This is a genomic window from Streptomyces sp. NBC_01478, from assembly GCF_036227225.1.
In the GTDB taxonomy this organism is placed as follows: domain Bacteria; phylum Actinomycetota; class Actinomycetes; order Streptomycetales; family Streptomycetaceae; genus Streptomyces.
Genome location: NZ_CP109444.1, coordinates 197,975 through 218,169 on the forward strand (window position 1 = coordinate 197,975; position 20,195 = coordinate 218,169).

Annotated in this window: 12 protein-coding genes and 1 pseudogene; 3 read left to right on the forward strand and 10 right to left on the reverse strand. The window is 73.9% G+C overall.

Annotated elements, in window-relative coordinates; genetic code table 11:
* Window positions 1-3: 3 nt before the first annotated feature.
* From OG223_RS00875 to OG223_RS00895, 5 genes are all read right to left on the reverse strand, one after another.
* Window positions 4-1,647 carry a class I adenylate-forming enzyme family protein gene (locus tag OG223_RS00875; RefSeq protein WP_329240912.1) on the reverse strand — a complete coding sequence of 548 codons (1,644 nt, stop codon included), beginning with the start codon at window positions 1,645-1,647 and terminating at the stop codon, window positions 4-6.
* A gap of 132 nt (window positions 1,648-1,779) precedes the next feature.
* Complete coding sequence (locus tag OG223_RS00880; protein WP_329240915.1) at window positions 1,780-2,934, reverse strand: DegT/DnrJ/EryC1/StrS family aminotransferase; 1,155 nt, start codon at window positions 2,932-2,934, stop codon at window positions 1,780-1,782.
* Window positions 2,935-2,949: 15 nt separating this feature from the next.
* Window positions 2,950-3,567 carry a cupin domain-containing protein gene (locus OG223_RS00885; protein WP_329240917.1) on the reverse strand — a complete coding sequence of 206 codons (618 nt, stop codon included), beginning with the start codon at window positions 3,565-3,567 and terminating at the stop codon, window positions 2,950-2,952.
* A gap of 84 nt (window positions 3,568-3,651) precedes the next feature.
* The gene (locus OG223_RS00890) at window positions 3,652-4,719 is read right to left on the reverse strand and encodes a type III polyketide synthase (protein ID WP_329240920.1); all 1,068 of its coding nucleotides are present in this window, start codon (window positions 4,717-4,719) and stop codon (window positions 3,652-3,654) included.
* A 142-nt stretch (window positions 4,720-4,861) separates the two neighbouring features.
* Window positions 4,862-5,641 (reverse strand): helix-turn-helix transcriptional regulator, encoded by a 780-nt coding sequence (locus OG223_RS00895; RefSeq protein WP_329240923.1) that lies wholly within the window; start codon window positions 5,639-5,641, stop codon window positions 4,862-4,864.
* Window positions 5,642-6,141: 500 nt separating this feature from the next.
* On the opposite strand from OG223_RS00895, the gene OG223_RS00900 reads away from it, so the two are divergent.
* Window positions 6,142-7,449, forward strand: coding sequence for a multidrug effflux MFS transporter (locus OG223_RS00900; protein WP_329240925.1), 1,308 nt, complete (start codon window positions 6,142-6,144; stop codon window positions 7,447-7,449).
* A gap of 365 nt (window positions 7,450-7,814) precedes the next feature.
* Here the strand turns inward: OG223_RS00900 and OG223_RS00905 are convergent, their stop codons facing one another.
* Complete coding sequence (locus tag OG223_RS00905) at window positions 7,815-9,320, reverse strand: AAA family ATPase (protein ID WP_329240928.1); 1,506 nt, start codon at window positions 9,318-9,320, stop codon at window positions 7,815-7,817.
* A gap of 89 nt (window positions 9,321-9,409) precedes the next feature.
* Between OG223_RS00905 and OG223_RS53845 the strand changes: the two are divergent.
* Window positions 9,410-9,567 (forward strand): annotated as a pseudogene (locus OG223_RS53845) (IS5/IS1182 family transposase); the annotation flags it as partial.
* 222 nt (window positions 9,568-9,789) lie between these two features.
* Window positions 9,790-10,356 carry a Uma2 family endonuclease gene (locus tag OG223_RS00910; protein WP_329240931.1) on the forward strand — a complete coding sequence of 189 codons (567 nt, stop codon included), beginning with the start codon at window positions 9,790-9,792 and terminating at the stop codon, window positions 10,354-10,356.
* A 904-nt stretch (window positions 10,357-11,260) separates the two neighbouring features.
* On the opposite strand, the gene OG223_RS00915 is transcribed toward OG223_RS00910, so the two are convergent.
* From OG223_RS00915 to OG223_RS00930, 4 genes are all read right to left on the reverse strand, one after another.
* Window positions 11,261-11,602, reverse strand: coding sequence for a DUF3099 domain-containing protein (locus OG223_RS00915; RefSeq protein ID WP_329240933.1), 342 nt, complete (start codon window positions 11,600-11,602; stop codon window positions 11,261-11,263).
* A 283-nt stretch (window positions 11,603-11,885) separates the two neighbouring features.
* Complete coding sequence (qcrB, locus tag OG223_RS00920; protein WP_329240936.1) at window positions 11,886-15,881, reverse strand: cytochrome bc1 complex cytochrome b subunit; 3,996 nt, start codon at window positions 15,879-15,881, stop codon at window positions 11,886-11,888.
* 587 nt (window positions 15,882-16,468) lie between these two features.
* Complete coding sequence (gene pcaB, locus OG223_RS00925) at window positions 16,469-18,031, reverse strand: 3-carboxy-cis,cis-muconate cycloisomerase (RefSeq protein ID WP_329240938.1); 1,563 nt, start codon at window positions 18,029-18,031, stop codon at window positions 16,469-16,471.
* Window positions 18,028-20,088 (reverse strand): FAD/NAD(P)-binding protein, encoded by a 2,061-nt coding sequence (locus OG223_RS00930; protein ID WP_329265067.1) that lies wholly within the window; start codon window positions 20,086-20,088, stop codon window positions 18,028-18,030. Before OG223_RS00930 ends, pcaB begins: the two co-directional genes overlap by 4 nt.
* Window positions 20,089-20,195: the final 107 nt, after the last annotated feature.

Here is a 20,195-nt window from a genome sequence, read left to right on the forward strand (position 1 = left end):
GCGTCAGCCTTTCGGGTCGTCGGTGGGGCGGGGTGCCGGGCCGGCCGGCCCGGGACGGTGCGCGGGGCTCTGCCCGGGCGGGCGGGTGAAGCGGCGGGCCAGTTCCAGGCGCTGCACCTTGAGGGTGGCGGTCCTGGGCAGTTCGGCCTGCGGGATCTGGACGGGGTCGGCGAGCTGGGGGAAGGCCGCGGCGGCCGTGCGCCAGCGCTCCGCGTCCAGGGGGGTGTCGTCGTGGGTGCAGACCACCGGGACCGCCTCTCCGGCGGGGCCCTGGACCACGACCAGTTCGCTCAGCTCCTCCAGCGCGCCCAGGACGACGTCCTCGATCTGCAGGGAGCTGCGCACCCCGGGGATCATGTCGACCTCCCGGTCCAGCAGGTGCAGGCAGCCCAGGCGGGTGACGTAGCCGACGTCGCCGGTCCCCCACCACTCGCCCCTGCGGTTGCTGTCGTAGCGCTCCTGCTCGCCGTGGTAGGTCTGGGCAAGTCCCGGCCAGGCGACCTCGATACGGCCGGGGTGGCGTTCGCTGGGGCGTTTCCCGCCCTGGCCCACGACGCGGATCCGGGCCGCGCCCCGGGGCATGGGCCAGCCCACGCAGCGGCCGTTGGCCTTGTGGGCGAAGGGGCGCAGATAGGCGCGGCCGACGGCCGGCCCGACCTCGCTCTGGCCGTAGATCTGGAAGAACAGGGCGCCGCGGCGGGCCGAGGACTTCAGCAGCCGGCTCATGGTGGAGGGGTGGATGGCGTCGAAGGTGCTGGAGAAGACCTTCACCGACGCGAACGGCATCCTGGGGTCGCGGGTGAGCTGTTCCCATTCCATCAGGGAGTTGGGCAGGGCCTCGACGAAGGCCGGGCGGTGGGCCAGGAGGTGCTCGGCGACGACGGCGGGGTCACTCTCGCGCAGCAGCAGCACCGGGTACTGCTTCAGCAGCGCCAGCGACATCGCCGCGACCATCCGGGAGTGGACGAAGGGCACGTGGATGGCGACGGTCTCCCGGCGGCGCATCAGTGCCAGCAGCCGCCACTGCGGCACCAGCCGGACGGCCTGGGTGCGGGGGGTGTGGACGACGAGCTTGGGGATGCCGGTGGTGCCGGAGGTGTGGGTGATGACGGCGGCCTCGTCCAGCCCCCGCAGCACCGGCCGCACGCGCGGCGCGCCCGCCAGTGCGGTGAGGGAGACGGTGCCGGGGCGGTCGCCGGCGGAGGTGACCACCCGGCGGGTGAGGCCGGCGAGCTCCACCCCGGCCAGGCGGTCCAGGGTGGGGCCGTCGGTGAGCAGCGTCGGGCGGCCCAGGCGGCCCAGCAGGACGCCCACGGTCGCCGCGTCCAGGGCCGGCGAGAGGTTCACCACGACCGCGCCGATCCGGGAGACGGCACAGGCCAGCATCCAGTGGTCGGCGTTGGCCCTCTTGTAGATCACGACGTGTTCGCCGGGCCGTACCCCGCCCGCCCACAGGCGGGCGGCCAGGTCCTCGACGTGCCCGGCGTACTGGCTCACCGTCAGCCGGCGTCCCGCCTCGGGCAGGACGTCCAGGTCGTGGTCCAGGGTGATCGGCGTCGAGGGGTTCACGGCCGCGGCCGTCTCGGGCAGGAGGCCGATGTGCAGGCCGCGTTGTTGGATCGATCGGTAGGCGGTGGAGCCCTTCATAGGGGTGTGTCTCCTTCGGGGGCACGCTGCGGGGCGGGCGGGGCGGGGCCGCATGCGGGGCGGCGGCATGCGGTGCGGGGGGGGCGCCGAAACCGCAGGACCACGGGCGTGTCGGGGGTGACGGGGCGGGGGTCAGGCGGCGTGACGGGCGGTGCCGGTGCCGGTGTGGGCGCGGACCGCGGTGCGCAGGGCGCGGGCGACGCGGGTGACCTGGTCCTCGGTCAGCTCGGCGTGCATGGGGATCGCGAGCTGGCGGGTGGCCAGGTCCAGGGAGACGGGGCAGCGCTGCTCCGCCCGGAACACGGGCTGGATGTGGCCGGCGAACGTGCCGTGCCCGCAGCCGATGCCCTGGCCGCGCAGCGCGGTGGCCACCGCCCCCCGGTCCACCCGCCCGTCCAGGGTGACCATGTAGGTCTGCCAGGCGTGGGTGCGGTCGGCGGGCACGTGCGGCAGCGCCAGCAGCTCCTCGCCGGCCAGGAGTTCGCCGTACTGCGCGGCGACCGCGGCGCGGCGGTCCAGGAGCTCGCCGATCCGGCCCAGCTGCACCTGGAGGATCGCGGCGGCGATGTCGGACAGCTTGAAGTTGTAGCCGATCTCGGTGAACACCGGGATCGGCAGGCCCACGACGTTGCCCATGTCGAAGATGCTGCCGATGCCGAAGGACGAGCGCAGCCGCGCGTCCGCCCCGATCTTCGGATCGGCGGCGAGCAGGGCGCCGCCCTCGCCGCTGCTGGCGCCCTTGCGGCCGTGGAAGGACAGGCAGCCCACCTCCGCCAGCGCGCCCGCCCTGCGCCCCTGGTAGGTGGCGCCGACGGCGCAGGCGGCGTCCTCGACCAGGAACAGGCCGTGGCGGTCGGCGATCTCCTGCAGCTCGGTGTAGTCGGCGGGCAGGCCCACCGTGTCGACCGCGACGATCCCGGCGGTGCGGGCGGTCACCAGGTCGGCCACCGCCCGCGGGTCGACGGTGTAGGTGTCGGGGCGCACGTCGGCGAAGACGGGGGTGGCGCCGACGTAGCGGGCGGCCTGGGCGGGGGCGGGGAAGCCGTAGTCGGCGACGATGACCTCGTCACCGGGCCCCACCCCCAGGGCGAGCATGGCCAGGTGCAGGGCGGCGCCGCAGTTGCTCACCGCGACCGCGTCACCGACGGCGTACTCCGCCGCCAGCCGTGCCTCCAGCTCCTTGCCCCTGGGTCCCTGCCCGGCCGGCCAGCCGGAGGCGAACACCTCGGCGACGGCGGCCAGTTCCCGCTCGCCCAGGCTCGCGTGCACCAGGGGAATCGCGTCCATCGTGGTCATCTCCGTTCACGCTCCGCGCTCGGCGGCCCGGGGGGAAGAAACAGGTTCAGGAACAGGGGCAGAAACAGGGGCAGGGGCGGATACGGGGGCAGGTTCGGGTGCGAGTGCGGGGGGTTCGTAGCGCAGCGGGGTGAGCTGGTGGACGTCGTAGCGCCGGCGCATGCGCTCCACCGCCTCCTGGTCGATCGCGCCGCCCGCCTGCCAGATCTCGGCGATCTCCTCGAAATAGAACTCGTGGTACGGCGAGGGGTAGCACTGGAAGAGCATGCGGGCGGGCCTGTCGGAGGCGTTGCGGAAGGCGTGCGGGGTGCCCGGGGGGACGAACATGAAGGCGCCCTCGGTCGCGGCGGCGATCCTGTCCCCGTCCGGGGAGGTCCACCGGTGCCAGGAGTCCCCGGTGCGCCGCTCCGGTTCGAACGCCAGGAGCTCCAGCTCGCCCTCCAGGACGTAGAAGAACTCCTGCGCGTCGTGGTGGACATGCGCCCCCACGTCGAAGCCGGGCGGGACGACCACCTCGAAGACGGACAGGGAGGAGCCCTGGTCCTTCGTGGCCTTGAAGGTGACTTCCTGCGCCTTGGTGACCAGTTTCCGGCCCTGGCCGGGCGGGACGATGAGGCCAGTCATCTGAATCCGTTCCTTCGGCAGAGACAGCCGCGGCGGGGACAGCGGCGGCAGGGACCGCGGGAGGGGCGGCAGCCCGAGCAGGGGTCAGTCCACGTCGGCGCGGGCGCCGTCGTTCCAGCGGCCCAGGGCCATCTCGGCGGTGATGCCGGGGCCGAAGCCCGCGATCAGACCGGTGGCGTCGGGGGCCGGCGGGTCCTCCTCGAACAGCCGGCGGGCCGCCTCCAGGACCACCGCGCTGGCGATGTTGCCGTACTCGCTGAGCGTGGCCCAACTGTGGCGGAACACGCTGCGGTCGACCTCCAGGAACTTCGCGAGGTCGTCCAGGATCCGCGGGCCGCCCGCGTGCACGATGTAGAAGTCGAGGCTGCCCGCGTCCCAGCTGTGGTCCTTGGCGAACTCCCGCAGCACCGGCGCCAGCGGCTCCATCGTGCCCGGCACCCGCCGGTCCAACTGGAAGTGGAAACCCGTCTCGCGCACCGCGTAGGAAATCCAGTCCTCGGTGTGCGGGATGAGGTAGGAGGCGTTGCGCTCCAGCTCGATGCCGGTGCCGCCGGTGCCGCGCACCACCGCGGCCGCGACCGCGTCCCCGAACAGGCCGTCGGAGAGCAGCGAGCCGATGTCGTCCATGTCGGGCTGGTAGCACAGCGAGCAGAACTCGGCCGACACGATCAGGACGTTGCTGCCCGGGTGGGCCATGCAGAAGTCGTGGGCGCGGTTGACGGCGGCGCCGCCGGCCGCGCAGCCCAACTGGGCGATGGGGATCTGCCGGGTGTCGGGGCGCAGCCCCATCGTGTTGATGAGCCACGCCGTCAGCGACGGCATCAGGAACCCGGTGCACGACACGTAGATGATCGCGTCGATGTCGCGGGCCGCGACGTCGGCGTTCTTCAGGGCCTCCTCGACGACCTGGGGGGTGCGCTTCTTCGACTCGGCCTCGTAGATGCGGTTGCGTTCGGTCAGGCCCGGGTGGCGCAGGGTCTGCTCGATGGGCTGGACGAGGTGGCGCTTCTGCACGCCCGTGTTGCGTATCAGGCGCAGCGCGAGCGGCAGTTGGTCCTTCCCCGCGTGCACCCGCCGGGCGAACTCCAGCGTCTCCTCCATCGTGATGACGTGTTCGGGCGCCTGCACCGCGGGCTTGCATAGCCTGGCCATGTCCGGGTCCGCTTTCTCTAGGGTCTGCCTGGGGAAATGTGCGTGTCCACGTACCTGTGGGTGTGGGTGTGGGTGTGGGTGGTGCGGGGGTGGGCGTGGGTGTGCCGGGTCCGGCACGGGGGGGGGAACGGCCGGGCCGGGGTCACGCCGCCGCGGGGTGCGGGGCGAGGTCCATCAGGGCGCACAGGACCGGCGGCCTGCTCCAGTCCGGCGCGCTCAGGGTGAGTTCCAGACGGCGCGCGGCGCCGTCCTTGACCCGTACCGGGCCGGCGGCCGCCGTCAGCCGCACCGGCGGTGCGGTACCGGCGGCGGGGGGCCGGGGACGGGTCACCGCGTGGACGTACCAGACGCCCGCGGGGACACCGTCCAGCGTGAAGTGCCCGGGCGCGCGGGCGTGGACGAGGCGGACGGGGGCGCCCTGCAGCAGCGGGCTGGCGAAGACACCGACCCGCACCGCCCGCCCGCCACCACCGGTGTTGGTGGTGTTGGTGGTGGTGTGCAGGAGTCCCGTCACCGTCCCGGACGCCCGCGGCACCGGCCCGGCCGCGGGCATGTCCGGCTGGGATACCGGGGGTTCGGGCACGGGCGGGGCGAGGGAGAGCATGCGGTAGCGCGTGGGGGACAGTCCCACCAGCTCGGTGAAGCGGCGGGTGAAACTGCCGGTGCTGCTGTAGCCGACCCGTACCGCGATGTCGGCGACGGTCAGCCGGGTGCCCAGCAGCAGGACTTTGGCCTCCTGCAGTCGCACCGCGCACAGGAACCGTCCCGGGGTGACACCGGTGACCTTGGTGAACACGCGCAGGAAGTGGTACTTGCTGACCATCGCGCCACGCGCCAGCTCCTCCAGGCTCAGCGGTTCCCAGAAGCGTTCGCGGATCGTGGTGACGGCATGCCGCACAAGGTGCTCCATGAGCTGCTCCATGAGGGCTCCTGACAGAGACCGCCGCCCGGCCGGGCATGCCGAAACCCGGCCGCGGACCGGCCGGTGACAGGGGACTGACGGGGTGCCGACGAAGGTGACGAGGGTGACGAGGGCGACCGGCGGGAGACCCGGACGGGGTCACGGGGTCACGGCCGCCGCCGCGCGCGGGGGGCGCGGGAAGAATCAGGCGGTCAGGCGGGGAGAACAACAGGGGCACAAAAAAAGGGGAGTCGGGACGCCCGGCCCCTCAACTCCCCGCCGCTCCCCCGCCGTACGGACTGTCTGCCGTACGAAATGTTTTCGGGCAGGAGGGGCGTGCCGAAATAGTGACACGGCCGGTGCGCGCACGCCAAGACTCCCCCGAAGTGACGTAGGTCACGTCAACTGCGGGCGGGGAGTGCGGAGTTGGCGCGCGGATCACGCCACCGGCACCCGACCGGTTCTGTAGCGGCCTGCTGCCACCATCGGCGCAGACCCACACGACCGGACACGGAGGGCGAATGTCTCGCGCCGAGGAAGCCACCGTCAGGACCAAGCGGTCGACCGCACCACCGGCGCGGGCCGGCGGCTCAGCCGGCCGGCTGGAGGGGCTGCGCCGGACCGGGGCCCTGATCACCTTCATGCTCGGCGCCCTGTCCGCGGTGCCGCCGCTGTCGATGGACATGTACCTGCCCGCCCTGCCGGACGTCACCCGCACCCTGCACACCTCCGCCACCAGCGGCCAGCTCACCCTGACCGCGTGCCTGACCGGCATGGCGCTGGGCCAGCTCGTCGTCGGCCCGATGAGCGACCGGTGGGGCCGGCGCCGGCCGCTGCTGATCGGCCTGCTCGTCTACGTCCTGGCCTCCGTGAGCTGCGCCCTGGCGCCCGACGCCGCGCTGCTGATCGGCTGCCGGCTGCTGCAGGGCCTGGCGGGGGCGGCCGGCATCGTCATCGCCCGCGCCGTCGTGCGCGACCTCTACGACGGCCTGGAGATGGCCCGCTTCTTCTCCACCCTGCTGCTGGTCTCCAGCCTCGCCCCGGTCGCCGCGCCCGTCCTGGGCGGACAGGTGCTGCGCTTCACCGCCTGGCGGGGCGTCTTCCTCGTCCTGGCCGCGATCGGCATCGCGCTCACCGCGCTGGTGTGGCGCAGGCTGCCCGAGACCCTGCCCCCCGCCCGGCGCCGCGGCGGCGGCGTGCTGGGAGCCCTGTTCATCATGCGCGGCCTGCTCGCCGACCGGGTCTTCGCCGGCTACGTCATGGTCAACGGCTTCGCCTACGGCGCCCTGTTCTCCTACATCGCCGCCTCCCCGTTCGTCATCCAGGGCATCTACGGCGCCTCCCCGCAGACCTTCTCCCTCCTCTACGGCCTCAACTCGCTCGGCATGATGATCGTCGGCCGGGTCAACGGCAAACTCCTGGTCGGCCGGGTCCGCCTGGACCGGGCACTGGGCGCCGGGCTCGGCGTCATCGCCGCGGCCGGGACGGTACTGCTGCTGGTGGCGCAGGGCGTCTTCGGCGACGCCGGCACGATCCCGGTCGCCTGCTGCCTCTTCGTCATGATCTCCGCGCTGGGACTGGTCCTGCCCAACACCAACGCACTCGCCCTGATGCGCACCCCGCACGCCGCGGGCTCCGCCTCCGCACTGGTGGGCACCTCCTGCTTCGCCATGGGCGCCGTCGCCACCCTCCTCGTCGGCATCGCCGGCAAGGGCACGGCCGTGCCCATGGCCGCCGTCCAGACCGGCAGCGCACTCGCCGCGATCACCTCCCTCCTGCTCATGTGCCGCCCCTGGCAGACCCTGCCCGAACAGGAGACCCGCCCCTGACCACCCCCGGCCGCCCCTCCCCCGGGCAGGCAGGCAGCCCCCGCGGACCGCTTTGGCGGCCGGCGGGGGCTGCCGGGGCGTCGGGGGCAGGGACGGCCGGGGTGGTCAGGGGCGGGGGGGGTGTACGGGGCGGTTCCGGTGGCAGAGTGCGGCACAGCCGCGTTCCCGCCGACGGCACACGGAAGTTGACGATCTGTCATATTCGTTGGTGCGCTGGGCGGTTGGGGCGGCAGGAGCGCGTTCCGCCCGGCCGGGCCGGCACAGGCCGGCCTCTGGCACCAGGCCGCGACCGCCACCCCGACCAGCAGGACAACGAAGCCGTCGAGGTCACCGGTCTCGGCTTCCGAAGACGGCCGCTCTTGATGTCAGCCCCCGTAGAGGGTGGGCAGATCGACCAGGAGAAGGTCGTCACGGCGGTCGGCCAGGTCGATCAGATCGGGGTAGAAGCCATGCAGGGAATACAGGGCCAAGGTCGTGGCATCTGTGCCGTACCCCTGGTCGGCGAGCAGGGCACGAATGCGTTCCAGGCGTTCCAGGTCACCGGTCCCACGGCGGGCGGCGGTCGCCTTGGCCTCGCCCAGCAGGGCGATCTTCGCGCGGGGACCCTGCGGGCGCTCGCCGGCGGCCAGGGCGATGACATCGACCTCGTGCTTTGTCCGGGCGGCCTGGTCGGCAACCTCGGTGGTACCGACCGGGCCGGGCAGTCCGCCGGGCAACAGGGTGTGGGCGTAACGCCGGGTGAAGTCGCGGGCAAGGTCCTCGAAGTGCGGCCCGAGGATCTTGGAGTTGAAGGTCGGAGCGGCCTGCTGCCACACCTGTTCGGCGAAACCCTGCTCCACGGCGGCGGCCTGCGGGAGGGTGATGAGCTGGTTGAAGCGAATGACCGGGTCCGCGAGGGTGATAACGGGGTGCTTGGCGCGGAGGATGTCCTGTTCCCGCCGGATGTAGCCAGTGGACTCCAGCACTCCGAGAGGGTGGGCGACGGCGTTGCGCGGGCGTTCCAGAGCGGCACCGATCTTGCTGGGTGTGGTGGCGCCGTTCGCGATCGCGGTGAGGATGTCGTAGTACAGCGTGTGCTGCGTGATCCTCGGGTCCTCGCGCAACAGGTACTCGGTCTCGGTACGCGAGTACACCGCCCTGCCCGGATCGAGCAGTGTCCGGGCCAGCCAGGTGTCGAAGCCGTCGTCCGGATGCGGCCGGGCAGCCACCGGCCGGTAGCCGGGGGCCCCGCCCAGGACCGCGTGCACCTTCAGCGCGGTCAGCGGGTCGGCAATCCGCCAGAAGGTCTTGCTGTCACGGTAGTCGAAAGCGCCCAGCCGCAGATCGACCACGGCCCGTCCCCGCAGCGGCTTGGTCCCCGAGAGCAGTTCGTGCATGACGCTCATCGCGGAGCCGCACAGGATCAGCCTCGGACCCGGCCCGGCACTGGGCCGGGCACCCCGCTGACGCTCGTCGTAGAGCTGCTGAAGCAGACCCGGGATTTCGGGTGAGTGCCGAAGCAGATACGGCAATTCGTCGATCACCAGGAGCGGGTCCGGCGAACGGGCGGTCACATCAAGGGCATTGGACAGAACGTCACGCCAGTCGGTCAGGCGCAGGCTCCCTGGCCGCAGGCCGGCGTGGGCGGCAACTGCATCACTGAACCGCTGGATCGCGGGAAGTCGCCCCTCCTCCCGGACGGCGGTGACGTAGAGGCCGCCGACCTGCTCGGACAGAGCCTGCAGAAGGTACGACTTCCCATGCCGACGCCGCCCCGACACGATGCCGAGCCGCATCGCCGGATCCGGATCAGTGAGGAATTCCGCAAGCAGACCCCACTCCCGGTCCCGGTCGATCACGTCGTCCGGTTTGACCGGCAGGTCCTTCATCACTCGCTCTCCTGCACATCGACTGCGACGCAATACGACTAAGTCTACTTCGACAGATTGTGTCGCACTGGAATTTTCCGCTCTCGCTGTGACAGCCCGCCGCGCTTTTCGGTGTCCCGGAGCCCGCCGCCGACCGGGTCATCGACGGCCTCGGCCCCCTCCGGCACTCGGCCGGCGGCGTACTGATCGTGGACGGCACCTGGTCCCCACCCGCGGCCACCGGGCCTCCGAGCAGTCGAAGAATCATCGCGGGGCACCAGACGTGTTGATTCCCGTGCCGGATGGAACCGGCGGTCATCAAAGGAGTCGTGCCAGGGGCCTGCCGGGGTTCCTCACTTGTTGTGGGCCCCGCTGGTCGGATGCCGACCGACGGGAAAGCGGCGTGAGCAAGATCAGCCTGCCGGACGGACGGCGGACAGTAGGCTGAGTCCAGCGGGATCGGGCCCGCAGCGCAGTGTCCGGGAGGTGCTTCATGACGGCCGAGATGGTGGCCCCGGCGTGGATGCATGAGCAGATCACGGCAGAGGAATACGAGTCCTGGTCCGAGGAGCAGTGCGCCGGCATCGAGATCGTGGACGGGATGGTCGTGGTGAGTCCGAGTGCGTCCAAGCGGCACAACCGGCTGGCTCGGATCCTGGCCAACGCCCTGGATGCCGCCGCGGGCCCGGAATGGAACGCCGACACGGACTTCGACGTCCGGCTTCAGGATGTCCCGCTCACCAATCGCCGCCCGGACGTCGTCGTGTACCGCGCGGACACGATCGACATCACCCCCACCCGCCCTGAGCACGTGCTGCTGGTCGCGGAGGTGGTGTCGCCGGGCTCGGAGACCACCGACCGGATCGTGAAGGTCGACCAGTACGCCAAGGCAGGCATCGGCTTCTACTGGCGGATCGAGCAGGCCGCGACAGGCGTTCCTCTCGTGTACACCTACGTTCTCGACCCCGCGACGAAGACCTACCGGGACGGAGAGGTGTTCACCGGCGCCCTCAAGGCAGCGGCCCCCTTCCCCGTGGAGATCGACCTCGGCCAGGTCTGACCACGCGCTGCTGCCGGCAGCGCGTGAGCGATGCGTGAGCGGACGGCCCGGTACAGGGCGGCATGAGCCGGATCAAGTGGCTCGTCGTGCGGTTCCAGCCAGAAGGCCGGCAACCGGCCGAACCCGGCGCACCACGACGCCGACGTCAAAGCGCTCCAGAACACGTCGCAGTTCACCGCCGCCTGCCGTACCCGCACCGGACGGGGGAAGCGCATTCACGGGACCCGATCCTTCCGCATCGGTGGGCCCGTCCAGGCCCTCGATATCTGAGCGCTCCGGGACCCGCCGAGCCCCTGACGCCCTCGAACGACTCCCCAACTAGTTCGTGGTTCACGATGCCATCGACTCCCCTGCCGACGACCTGGCCGCCAAGCGCCTGTCAGGGAAGGGCCCGCCGGCATGGACTCAGCACACACGAGGCAGGGAAGCGCCGTGCACACGTGAGAACTACGGCGGAGTGTTTCCCCAGGCCAGACACGTCAACGTCGAAGTTTCCGCAGGTCACAGCCCCGCCCGGAGAAAACTCCAAAGCGGGTGTCGCAGGCGGAACCTCCACTGAGGTACTTGAGGAAGGCTCGCGGAGGAGGATTCGGCACCTCCACCAAATCAGCTCAGCCACTCGACTCCCGCGCCCAGTCGCCGAGTGAGCGGCCCAGGGCACATCCAGGGCACATGAGCCTGGGAAACGGCGCCGACCAGTGAGAACTACCGTGAGCTGTTTCCGCAGGTAAGCGCACATCCCGCCAAGAAACCCCAGGTCACCGCCCCACCCCTCCCCTTCGCTGCACGAGTGGCAGGACGTCAGCCATCGGCTGCAGGAGATCGGGGCATCAGACGTGCTGATTCCCCTGTCGGGTGGAACCGCCGATCCTCACTGAGCACCCCGTGCCGCCCCCCAGCGGCATCATCGTTCCGGCGGCAGGATCAGGGTGGGCTCCAGGACGACACGGGCGGCGGGTTCCTCGCGGACCGCCCTGGCCACGGCGTGGCGCGGGCCGCGCTGCTGGCGCCAGTGCGCCTGGGCCAGGACCACCGCGACATACGGGATGACGACCGCGCCGGCCAGTGCGCAGGCCGCGAGGACGGGCCAGCGGTTCCAGGTCGCGGCCATCAGCACCACGCACACGGTGCGCACCAGCATCGCCATGAGGTAACGGCGCTGCCGGCCGCGCAGGTCACGCGTCAGACCGGTACGCGCCCGGGTGATGGACTCGGCCGGGGCCGGGCGCCGGGGAACTCTGCTCATCGGGGCCTCCGCGGACACTCCGGCACGAACACACCGGACAACCGGACAAAAAAGGGGCGGGGGTGCGGCGGGAGCGGGGCACGGCGGCCGGCCGTCTCCGCGCCCGTGTCCGCCGTGTTCTACGGCAACTGGCCTGCGGTCAGCGGACAGTGACGGTTCGTCAGGGCAGCAGGGGTGTCGTGGAACGGCGGCGGCGCGGGTGACCGTCCCCCGATCACCCGCGCCGCCCGCGCCGGCCCCACCCGGCCCTGCCCCTCGCGCACCGCGGCGCCGGGGCAGCGGGTCAGTGCAGTTCCTGGTCCGCCTCCCGCTCCCCGGCGCGGCCCCGCCGTACGCCGGAATCCGCGGACGCGGACGCGGACGCGGGCTCGGACGCGGTCGGGCCGTGGCCGTTGGCGTTGCCGTTGGGCGAGGAGATGTGGCCGTTGGAGGCGGCGGGGCCCCCGAGCGCGGCGTGGCCGTCGTCCGGGTGGCCGAGGTGGGCCAGGGCCTCCCGCATCTCCTGCGGGGTGGGCTTGGCGATCTGGTTGCCGTAGAGCCAGCGGCTGAGGCGGTGGCGCAGCGCCTGGCCGCGCCGGGCGGGGTTGGGGACGCCGTCGTGTTCGGCGGTGGGGGCGGGCAGCGGGGTGTAGGCCCTGCGGGCCAGCAGCGCGTACTCCCGCTGCCGGTCCAGGCGTTCGTGGACCTCGACGAACTCGCCGTCGGGCAGCCGCCGGATCCGGCCGGTCTCGCGGCCGTGCAGGAGGGTGTCGCGTTCACGGCGCTGCAGGCCCAGGCAGATCCGCCGGGTGAGGACATAGGTGAGCGCGGGGACGGCGAACACGCCGATCCGCACCGACCAGGTGATCTGGTTCAGGGACAGGTGGAACTCCTGGGCCAGCACGTCGTTGGCGCCGCCGAAGAACAGCACCAGGTACAGGGCGACGAAGCCGACGCCGAACGCGGTGCGGGTGGGGTGGTCGCGCGGCCGGTCCAGGAGATGGTGCTCGCGCCGGTCCCCGGTGGCCCAGGCCTCCAGGAACGGCCACAGCGCGATCACGGCCATCATCAGGGTGGGCACGATGACGGCGGGGATCAGGATGCCGAGGTTGACGGTGTACCCGCCGAGGCTGAACTCCCAGGCCGGCATGGCCCGCAGGGCGCCCTCCAGGAAACCCATGTACCAGTCGGGCTGGGAGCCCTGGGAGATCTGGTCCGCGCGGTAGGGGCCGTAGGTCCACACCGGGTTGATCTGCGCGATGCCCGCCAGCAGCGAGAGCACCCCGGCGATGATGAAGAAGAAGCCGCCGGCCTTGGCCGTGTAGTGCGGGAACAGGGGCTGGCCCACGACGTTCTTCTCGGTGCGGGCAGGCCCCCGGAACTGGGTGTGCTTGTGGTAGAAGACCAGGATCAGGTGCACGGTCAGCAGCGCCACGACGATGCCCGGGATCAGCAGGATGTGGAAGCCGTAGAACCGGCCGATCACGTTGTGGCCCGGGAACTCCCCGCCGAACAGGAACATCGACAGGTACGTGCCCACCAGCGGGATGGCCAGGGTGACGCCCTCGGCGATGCGCAGGCCGGTGCCGGAGAGCAGGTCGTCGGGGAGCGAGTAGCCCACGAAGCCCTCCAGGGTGACCAGCACCAGCAGCGTGAAGCCGAACAGCCAGTTCAGCTCGCGCGGCTTGCGGAACGAGCCGGTCAGGAAGTGGCGCAGGGTGTGCAGGCACAGCGCGCCGATCATGGTCAGCGCCGACCAGTGGTGCAGTTGGCGGATGAACAGGCCGCCGCGCACCTCGAAGCTGATGTGCACGGTGGAGGCGTAGGCCTGCGACATCCGTACGCCGTGCAGCGGGGCGTAGGAGCCGTTGTAGACCGTCTCGGACATGCTCGGGTCGAAGAAGAGCGTGAGCCAGATCCCGGTCACCAGCAGCACGACGAAGCTGTAGAGGGCGATCTCGCCGAACATGAACGACCAGTGCTCGGGGAACACCTTGCGCACCAGGAAACGGAAGTTGTAGATCCCCAGCCGCCCGTCGGTCCAGTCGGCGACCCGCTCACCCCGCGAGGGCGCGGTGCGCGAGCTGCGGGGGGATGCATCGGTGCCGGTCATGCCCGTGCCCCTTCCTCTGACCGCCGGACGCTGTGGCCGGTACGGGTCGTACAGGTGATACCGGTGACATGAGTGGTGCGGGTGGCGCGGGTGGTCTGCGGCGGCGCCGGCCGGCCGGTCCGGCCCGCGGGCGGGCGGACGGCCGGGGCCGGGACACGGTGGCCGTACGGCGGGAACAGGCCGCGGTGGTGGTACGGCGGGGCCGGCCGCCGGGCGGCGCGGGCTGCCTGCGGCGGTACGGGACGGGCCCTGCCGCCGGGCGGGAAGACGGCCGGGGACGGGACACCGTGGTGGTACGGCAGGACCGGGCCGCAGGGATGATGCGGCGCGGCCGGGACACGGCGGGCATACGGCGGGGCCGGTCGGCGGGCGGGGTGGGGGTGTCGCGGGGGTGTGCCGCTCTCCTCTGTGCCCAACTGGCCTGTGCTGTCTGCCCTGTCGGGGGTGCGGGCCGGGGCGGGGCCCGCCGGTCCGGCTTCCTGGGCGGCTGGTCGGTTCACTTTCTCCACTCTCGTCGTGCGGGACACCTCGTGGGACCGGGTGCGGGGCGGGGTGTTCACGGCCGCCTCCGCTCACCGGCGGGGGCCGCCGCGGGCGCGGGTGCGGCGGGGCGCGGGGCACCGGCCGGGACCGGGCGGGCGGGTGCCGGTGCGGTGCGGCGGCGGGGCGCGTCGGGGCCGTGGGTGGTGCTGGGGGGCGCGTACGGGGCGGGGCCGCGCGGGGTGCGCAGGGCGGCCCGCAGCGCGCGCGGCCGCAGCGCCGCGGCCGGGGCCGGCGGGGTGCCGGGGGCGTGCAGGGTGCGCAGCAGCAGGGTGGCCGCGTACGGGTCGGTGGTCGCGGCGGCCGCGACACGGGCCGCGTACCAGGCCGTGTACCGGGCGGTGAGAGGGGGCGCGGCGGGCCGTCCTGCGACGCCGCCGCCGCCTGCCGGTCCGCGGCCGCCGTGCCCGCCGTGTCCCAAGTGCCTGCCGTTCCCGGGGTGTTCGGGGCGTGCGGGGGGTGTGCCGTGCCGGGGGTGCGGCGGGCCGTCCGCCAGGCGGGGGCCACCTCGCGGGCCAGGGCGTGGCGCAGCCGGTGGCTGATGCCGACGGCCGTGCCGTGGCCGGCCAGTAACTGCTCCAGCGCCAGCGCGCACCGCACGGCCAGCGCCATGCCCTGGCCGCCGGCCGCGTCCAGGTCCGCCAGCGCGTCGCCGACCACCAGGAACTGGTCGGGCCAGCGGCGCAGTTTCTCGTAGCGGTGCCAGCGGACGCCGGCGCGGGTGCAGCCGTAGACCGGGCCCAGCGGGGTGGCGGCCTCGAGGACGTCGTGCAGCAGCGGGTGGCGCAGGGCGCGCGCGGCGTGCAGCAGCCCGGCGTGGCCGGCCGGCGGGCGGGCGGTGCCGGCGGCGGTGAGGGTCACCGACCAGCGGCCGCCCTCGACGGGGTGCAGGACGCCCTGGCGCGGATGGCCGGGCGCGGCCATGAGCAGCAGGCTCTTCCAGTCGGCGACATGGCCCACCGGCGGGGCGAACACGGCGGTGGCGAAGGCGGCCGGGGCGGCGGCCACGCTCAACGGGGGCTGCCCGTAGCCGAGTTCGGCCAGCCAGCGGGAGGCCTGGGAGCCGCGGCCGGAGGCGTCCACCACGAACTCGGCCGGCAGCAGACGCCGTACGCCCGGCCCGCCCCTGCTGTCGGGGGCGGTGCGGTCGCGGCCGCGTATCCACACGCCGGTGACGGTGTCGTGGCGGCCGCCGCGCAGGGCGACGGCCTCGTGCCCGGGCAGGAAGTCCACCTTCGGGTCGGCGCGCAGCCGCGCCCGCACCACCGCGTCGATCAGGTCGCGGCCGGCGCAGAGCAGCGGCAGGCCGGCGTCGAAGCGGGGCAGCCAGCCGCCCGGCCCCAGCACCAGCATGTCCTTGGGCACGGTGACGCGGACCGCCCCGGCGGCGGCCAGGTCCTGGCCGATGCCGGGGAACAGCCGCTCCAGCCCCTGATGGGCGGCCGGCACCAGCACATGGGTGTGCCGGGCCTGGGGCACACCCGGACGCCGCCCCGGTCCGGAGGGCACCCAGTCGCGCTCGATCACCGTGACGTGGTCCATGAAGCCGGCCAGGGCCCGTGCCGCGGTGAGCCCGGCGAGACCGGCGCCGATCACCACGGCACGCCCGTGGCCACCACCCGCGCCGGCCCCCGCGTATGCACTCAACTCGGCTGCCCTCCCTGCTCGTTGTGCCTTCATCATGCGGCGCCCCGACACCCCCCGACGGCCGCTTCGACCGCCCGGGGACCACCTCTCCAGCACGCCTCCAGCACGCCTCGAGCCGGACTCCGGCGAGGCTGTGGACGGACTCCGGGAGGATTCGAGAAGGACTCCGGCAGGACTCCGGCGACAGGGGCGCGACCAGGGGGAAAACCGGGCCGGGACGTATTCCGGGGCCGGTTGCGGGGGGGGCGGGCCGAGGGGCGGTGCCGGCCCCCGTTGCGGGGGCCCGGGCGGGGGCCCGGAGGCCGGGGCCGGGGCCCGCGCGTCGGTCCGGTGCCGGATCGGGGGCGCACGCCCGGGGGGCGGGCCGAGTGCCGGGCCCGGTGGACACCCGGGCGCAGGGCCGGGGTGCCCGGGGCGCCGTCGCAGGCGGAGCACCGTCGCGGACGGCAGGTACGACGGACGCCGGCGGCCGGACCGGCGGGCACCCGGGTGCCGGGCCGGCCGGTGGATGCCGCAGGCGCCGTCGCGGGCAGCGGGTCCAGCAGGTCCAGTGGGCGAAGCCGTCCGGCCCGGCGGGTGAGGCGCCGTCAGGCGCCGTGTCCGCCGGACGGCGCCGCCACCGCACCCGTACCGGAACCCATGCCCTGGCCGGAGCCCGTGGCGGGGCCGGTGGCGGTGGGGCCGGGCAGGGCGAGGGAGCGGTCCACCAGGGCCGCGGCGGCGCCGGTGTAGCCGGCCGGGTCGAACAGGGCCGTCGCCTCCTGGGGGGTGAGGACGCCGGCCAGTTCCGGGAGGCCGGCCAGGACGTCGGCGAGCGGGAGGCCGGTGCGGGTGGCGAGCAGGGAGGCGCGGGTGAGGAGTTCCCGGGCCGCCGTCCGGCCCAGCCGGGGGGCCAGGACGGCCGAGACGCGCTCCGAGAGGAGCTGTCCGCCGGTGGCCGTGAGGTTGGCGCGCATCCGTTCGGGGCGGACGGTCAGGCCGCGGGCGAGTTCGAGGGCCGTGTGCGCGGCGCCGCCGGTCAGCCGCAGGCACTCGCGCAGCGGCTGCCACTCCGCGTGCCACACCCCGGCCGAGCGTTCGTCCTCGGCGGCCAGGCACTGCATCAGGACGGTCGCCTGCGCGGGCACCTGCAGGGCGGCGGAGCGGATCAGGGTCGCCAGCACGGGGTTGCGTTTGTGCGGCATCGCCGAGGACGCGCCCCGTCCGGCGACGGCGGGCTCGGCCACCTCGCCGATCTCGGTACGGGCCAGCACCAGCACGTCCGCGGCGATCTTGCCGAGCGCCCCGGCCGCGTGCGCGAGGCCGGCCGCCAGATCGGCGAGGGGGGTGCGCAGCGCGTGCCAGGGCAGCACCGGTGCGGCCAGGCCCGTCTCCTCGGCGAAGGCCTCGGTCAGGGCCGTCGCCAGGACGGCAGGGTCGGTGCCCGGATCCGCGTACTGCAGATAGCCGGCCAGGGTGCCGGCCGCGCCGCCGAGCGACACCGGGAGCCCGCCGTCGGCGAGGCGGCCGAGGCGGTCGGCGGCGTCCAGGACGAGGCGGCGCCAGCCGGCCGCCTTGAGACCGAAGGTCGTGGGCACCGCGTGCAGGGCCAGGGTGCGGCCCGCCATCACCGTGTCGCGGTGCCCGGCCGCCAGGGCGGCCAGGGCGTCGGCGACGGCCCGCAGGTCCGCGACGATCAGGCGCAGCGCGCGGGCGGCCACCAGCATCGCGCCGGTGTCCAGGACGTCCTGGCTGGTGGAGCCGCGGTGCACGTACTCGGCCGCGGCCGGGCAGTCCTGGGCGACCCGCGCGGTCAGCGCCTTGACCAGGCCCACCACCGGGTTGGCGGTCTCCCGCGCGGCCAGGGCGAGTTCGCGTACGTCGAACAGCTCCGCGCGGGCCGCCGCGGTGACGGCGGCCGCCGCCCGGGCGGGCACCGTGCCCAGGCGGGCCTGCGCGCGGGCCAGCGCCGCCTCCGCGTCCAGCATCGCCTGCAGCCACGCGCCGTCGCCGACGGCCGCCTCGACCGGGGTGCCCGCCCGCACCGGTGACAGCAGCCCGGCGTCCAGATGGGCGGACAGGGCCGCGGGCGGCAGGGACCGCGGAGACCGCCCGGACTGCGGGGACTGCGGGGACTGCGGGGACTGCGGGGACTGCCAGGAGGAGGTCATGCGCCTGCCTTCGCGCTCGGGGCCGTGACCGGGGCCGTGACGGGGCTTGGGGGCACGGGAGTTGTTCCGGCCCAGGCCGGCCGGCGCAGGGGCGCGGGTGCCTGGGGCACGGCGAGGACCGCCGCCGCGATGGCGTCGGAGTCCTCCAGGGTGACCGAGCCGACGCCGGGCCGGATGCCCGCGGCGGTCACCCAGTGCACGGACTCGGTGGGCACCCCGTAGGCGAAGCGGCGCGGGTGGGGCACCCCGCGGGCGTCGACGAGGCGGTAGGGCCGCTCGGACACCTCCAGTCCCCCCGTCTCGTACCCCGTTCCGCTGCCGGTGTCGGTGCTGCCGGGGCCGGTGCCGGGGCCGTCGGCGGCGGGGATGCGGTAGGGGCGGCACTGGCCGGTGCGCAGCAGTTGGTTCATCAGCGGGTCGGCGGTGCGCCGCAGGTCGATCGCGGGCAGCCGGGCCTCGATGAGGACGCCGGCCCGGACCTGTACGCCGGGGATGTCGGAGGTCGCCAGGAAGCAGGGGCCCTCCGGGTCGTCCGCCTGGGCGCTCACCCGCAGGCCGGGGCCGGTCACCTCCAGGACGCCGGCGTCGATGAGCGCGGCCATCTCCTCGATCCGCGAGGCCGGCGGGCCGATGGAGAGGTAGGCGTTGAGCGGGGTGTACCAGCCCTCCAGGTCCTCGCGGTGGGAGGCGGCGGACAGGCCGGCGTGGTCGACGGCGAGCCGGACCTCGTTGCGCAGGTCGCGCAGCACGTCCAGGGCCGCCTTGACCGGTCCGCTGACGTTGCCCTGGCGGGCCAGGCGGACGTCCTCGTCGAGATGCCCGCGCAGCCAGGTGCGGAAGGCCGCCAGGTCGCGGAAGCCGCGGGTGCCGTAGGGGCGGGCCAGGCGCTCCCAGTCCCAGCGCTCGGCCGCGGCGATGCCGGCTTCGTCGAGCAGGCGGTCCTCGGCCGCGCCCGGCTCGGCGTGCAGGTAGCGCTCGGTGAACTCCTCGGCCGCCGCGGCCGCCTCGCCGCGCCGCACCAGCAGGGCGGCGTAGTAGACGGCGCACACCTCCTTGGAGATCAGCGGCCACAGGTCGGCGGCGAAGTCGACGGCCGTGCTGCGCCGGTCCCCCGCGCGCAGGGCGGCGATGCAGCCGGCCGTCAGCAGCCGGGGGCGGTGGCGGCCGTGGGCGCCCTTCTCGTTCTCGCCGCGCGCCTGGTAGGGCACCCCGCGCCGCGATCCGGCGTACAGGCGCGGCTCGCGGCCCGAGGGCCGGTAGACCAGACGCCCGCCGGTGCGGGTGAAGACGCCGCCCCGGCCCCGGGTGAACAGGGCCATGTGGTCGAAGAAGTTGAGGCCCAGCCCGCGCAGCAGCACGCTCTCGCCGGGCCGTACGAAGGAGAGGTCCACGTCGGCCGGGTTGGCGGGGGCCACGTAGGTCAGGCCGTGCCGGGCGGCGAAACGGTCCAGCCGCCGCTCGGTGGGCGAGAGCCGTGCCGGTACGTGGCCCTGCGCCAGGACGACCGCGGACAGAGCGCCCAGCCGGGTGCCGTCCTCCAGGGTGACGCTCTGGCGCCCGGCCCGCCGGCCGTCGGCGTCGGTGAGGGCGACGGCGCGCGCCGCGTGGACACGCACCCGCACATGCGCGGCGGCGTTCGCGACGACCCGCCCGAACGCCCAGGTGAGATAGGAGCCGTAGAGGGCGCGGGTGGGATAGGTGTCGGGGCCCAGGGCGCGCGCCTCGGTGAGGATGTCCGCGCCGGCCACCGGTCCGGGGCAGCTCTCCAGGGTGCCCGACTCCAGGGCGCGGGCCCACTCGTACAGGCTCGGCCCCTCCTCCAGCGGGCCGTCGATGCGGACGCTGGCGTCGGTGTAGACCGTCACCTGCGAGGCGACGGTGTTCATCAGCAGGTGCCGCGACTGGCTGGGGCGCCACACCCGGCCCGAGCCCGGCGGGTCGGGGTCGACGACATGCACGGTGACGGTGTCCCATCGGGGCGACTTCCGTTCCTGCGCGCACAGCCGTTCCAGTACGGAAAGGCCCCGGGGTCCGGCACCGACCAGGCACACCTCCAGATGCGCCGCCGCGGTGCCGCCGCCGGGCGGCGGTGCGGCGGCGCGCGGGTGGGGGTCCCCGGGCGGACGGGCCCCGCCCGGGGGAAACCGACCGGCCGTCGCATCGG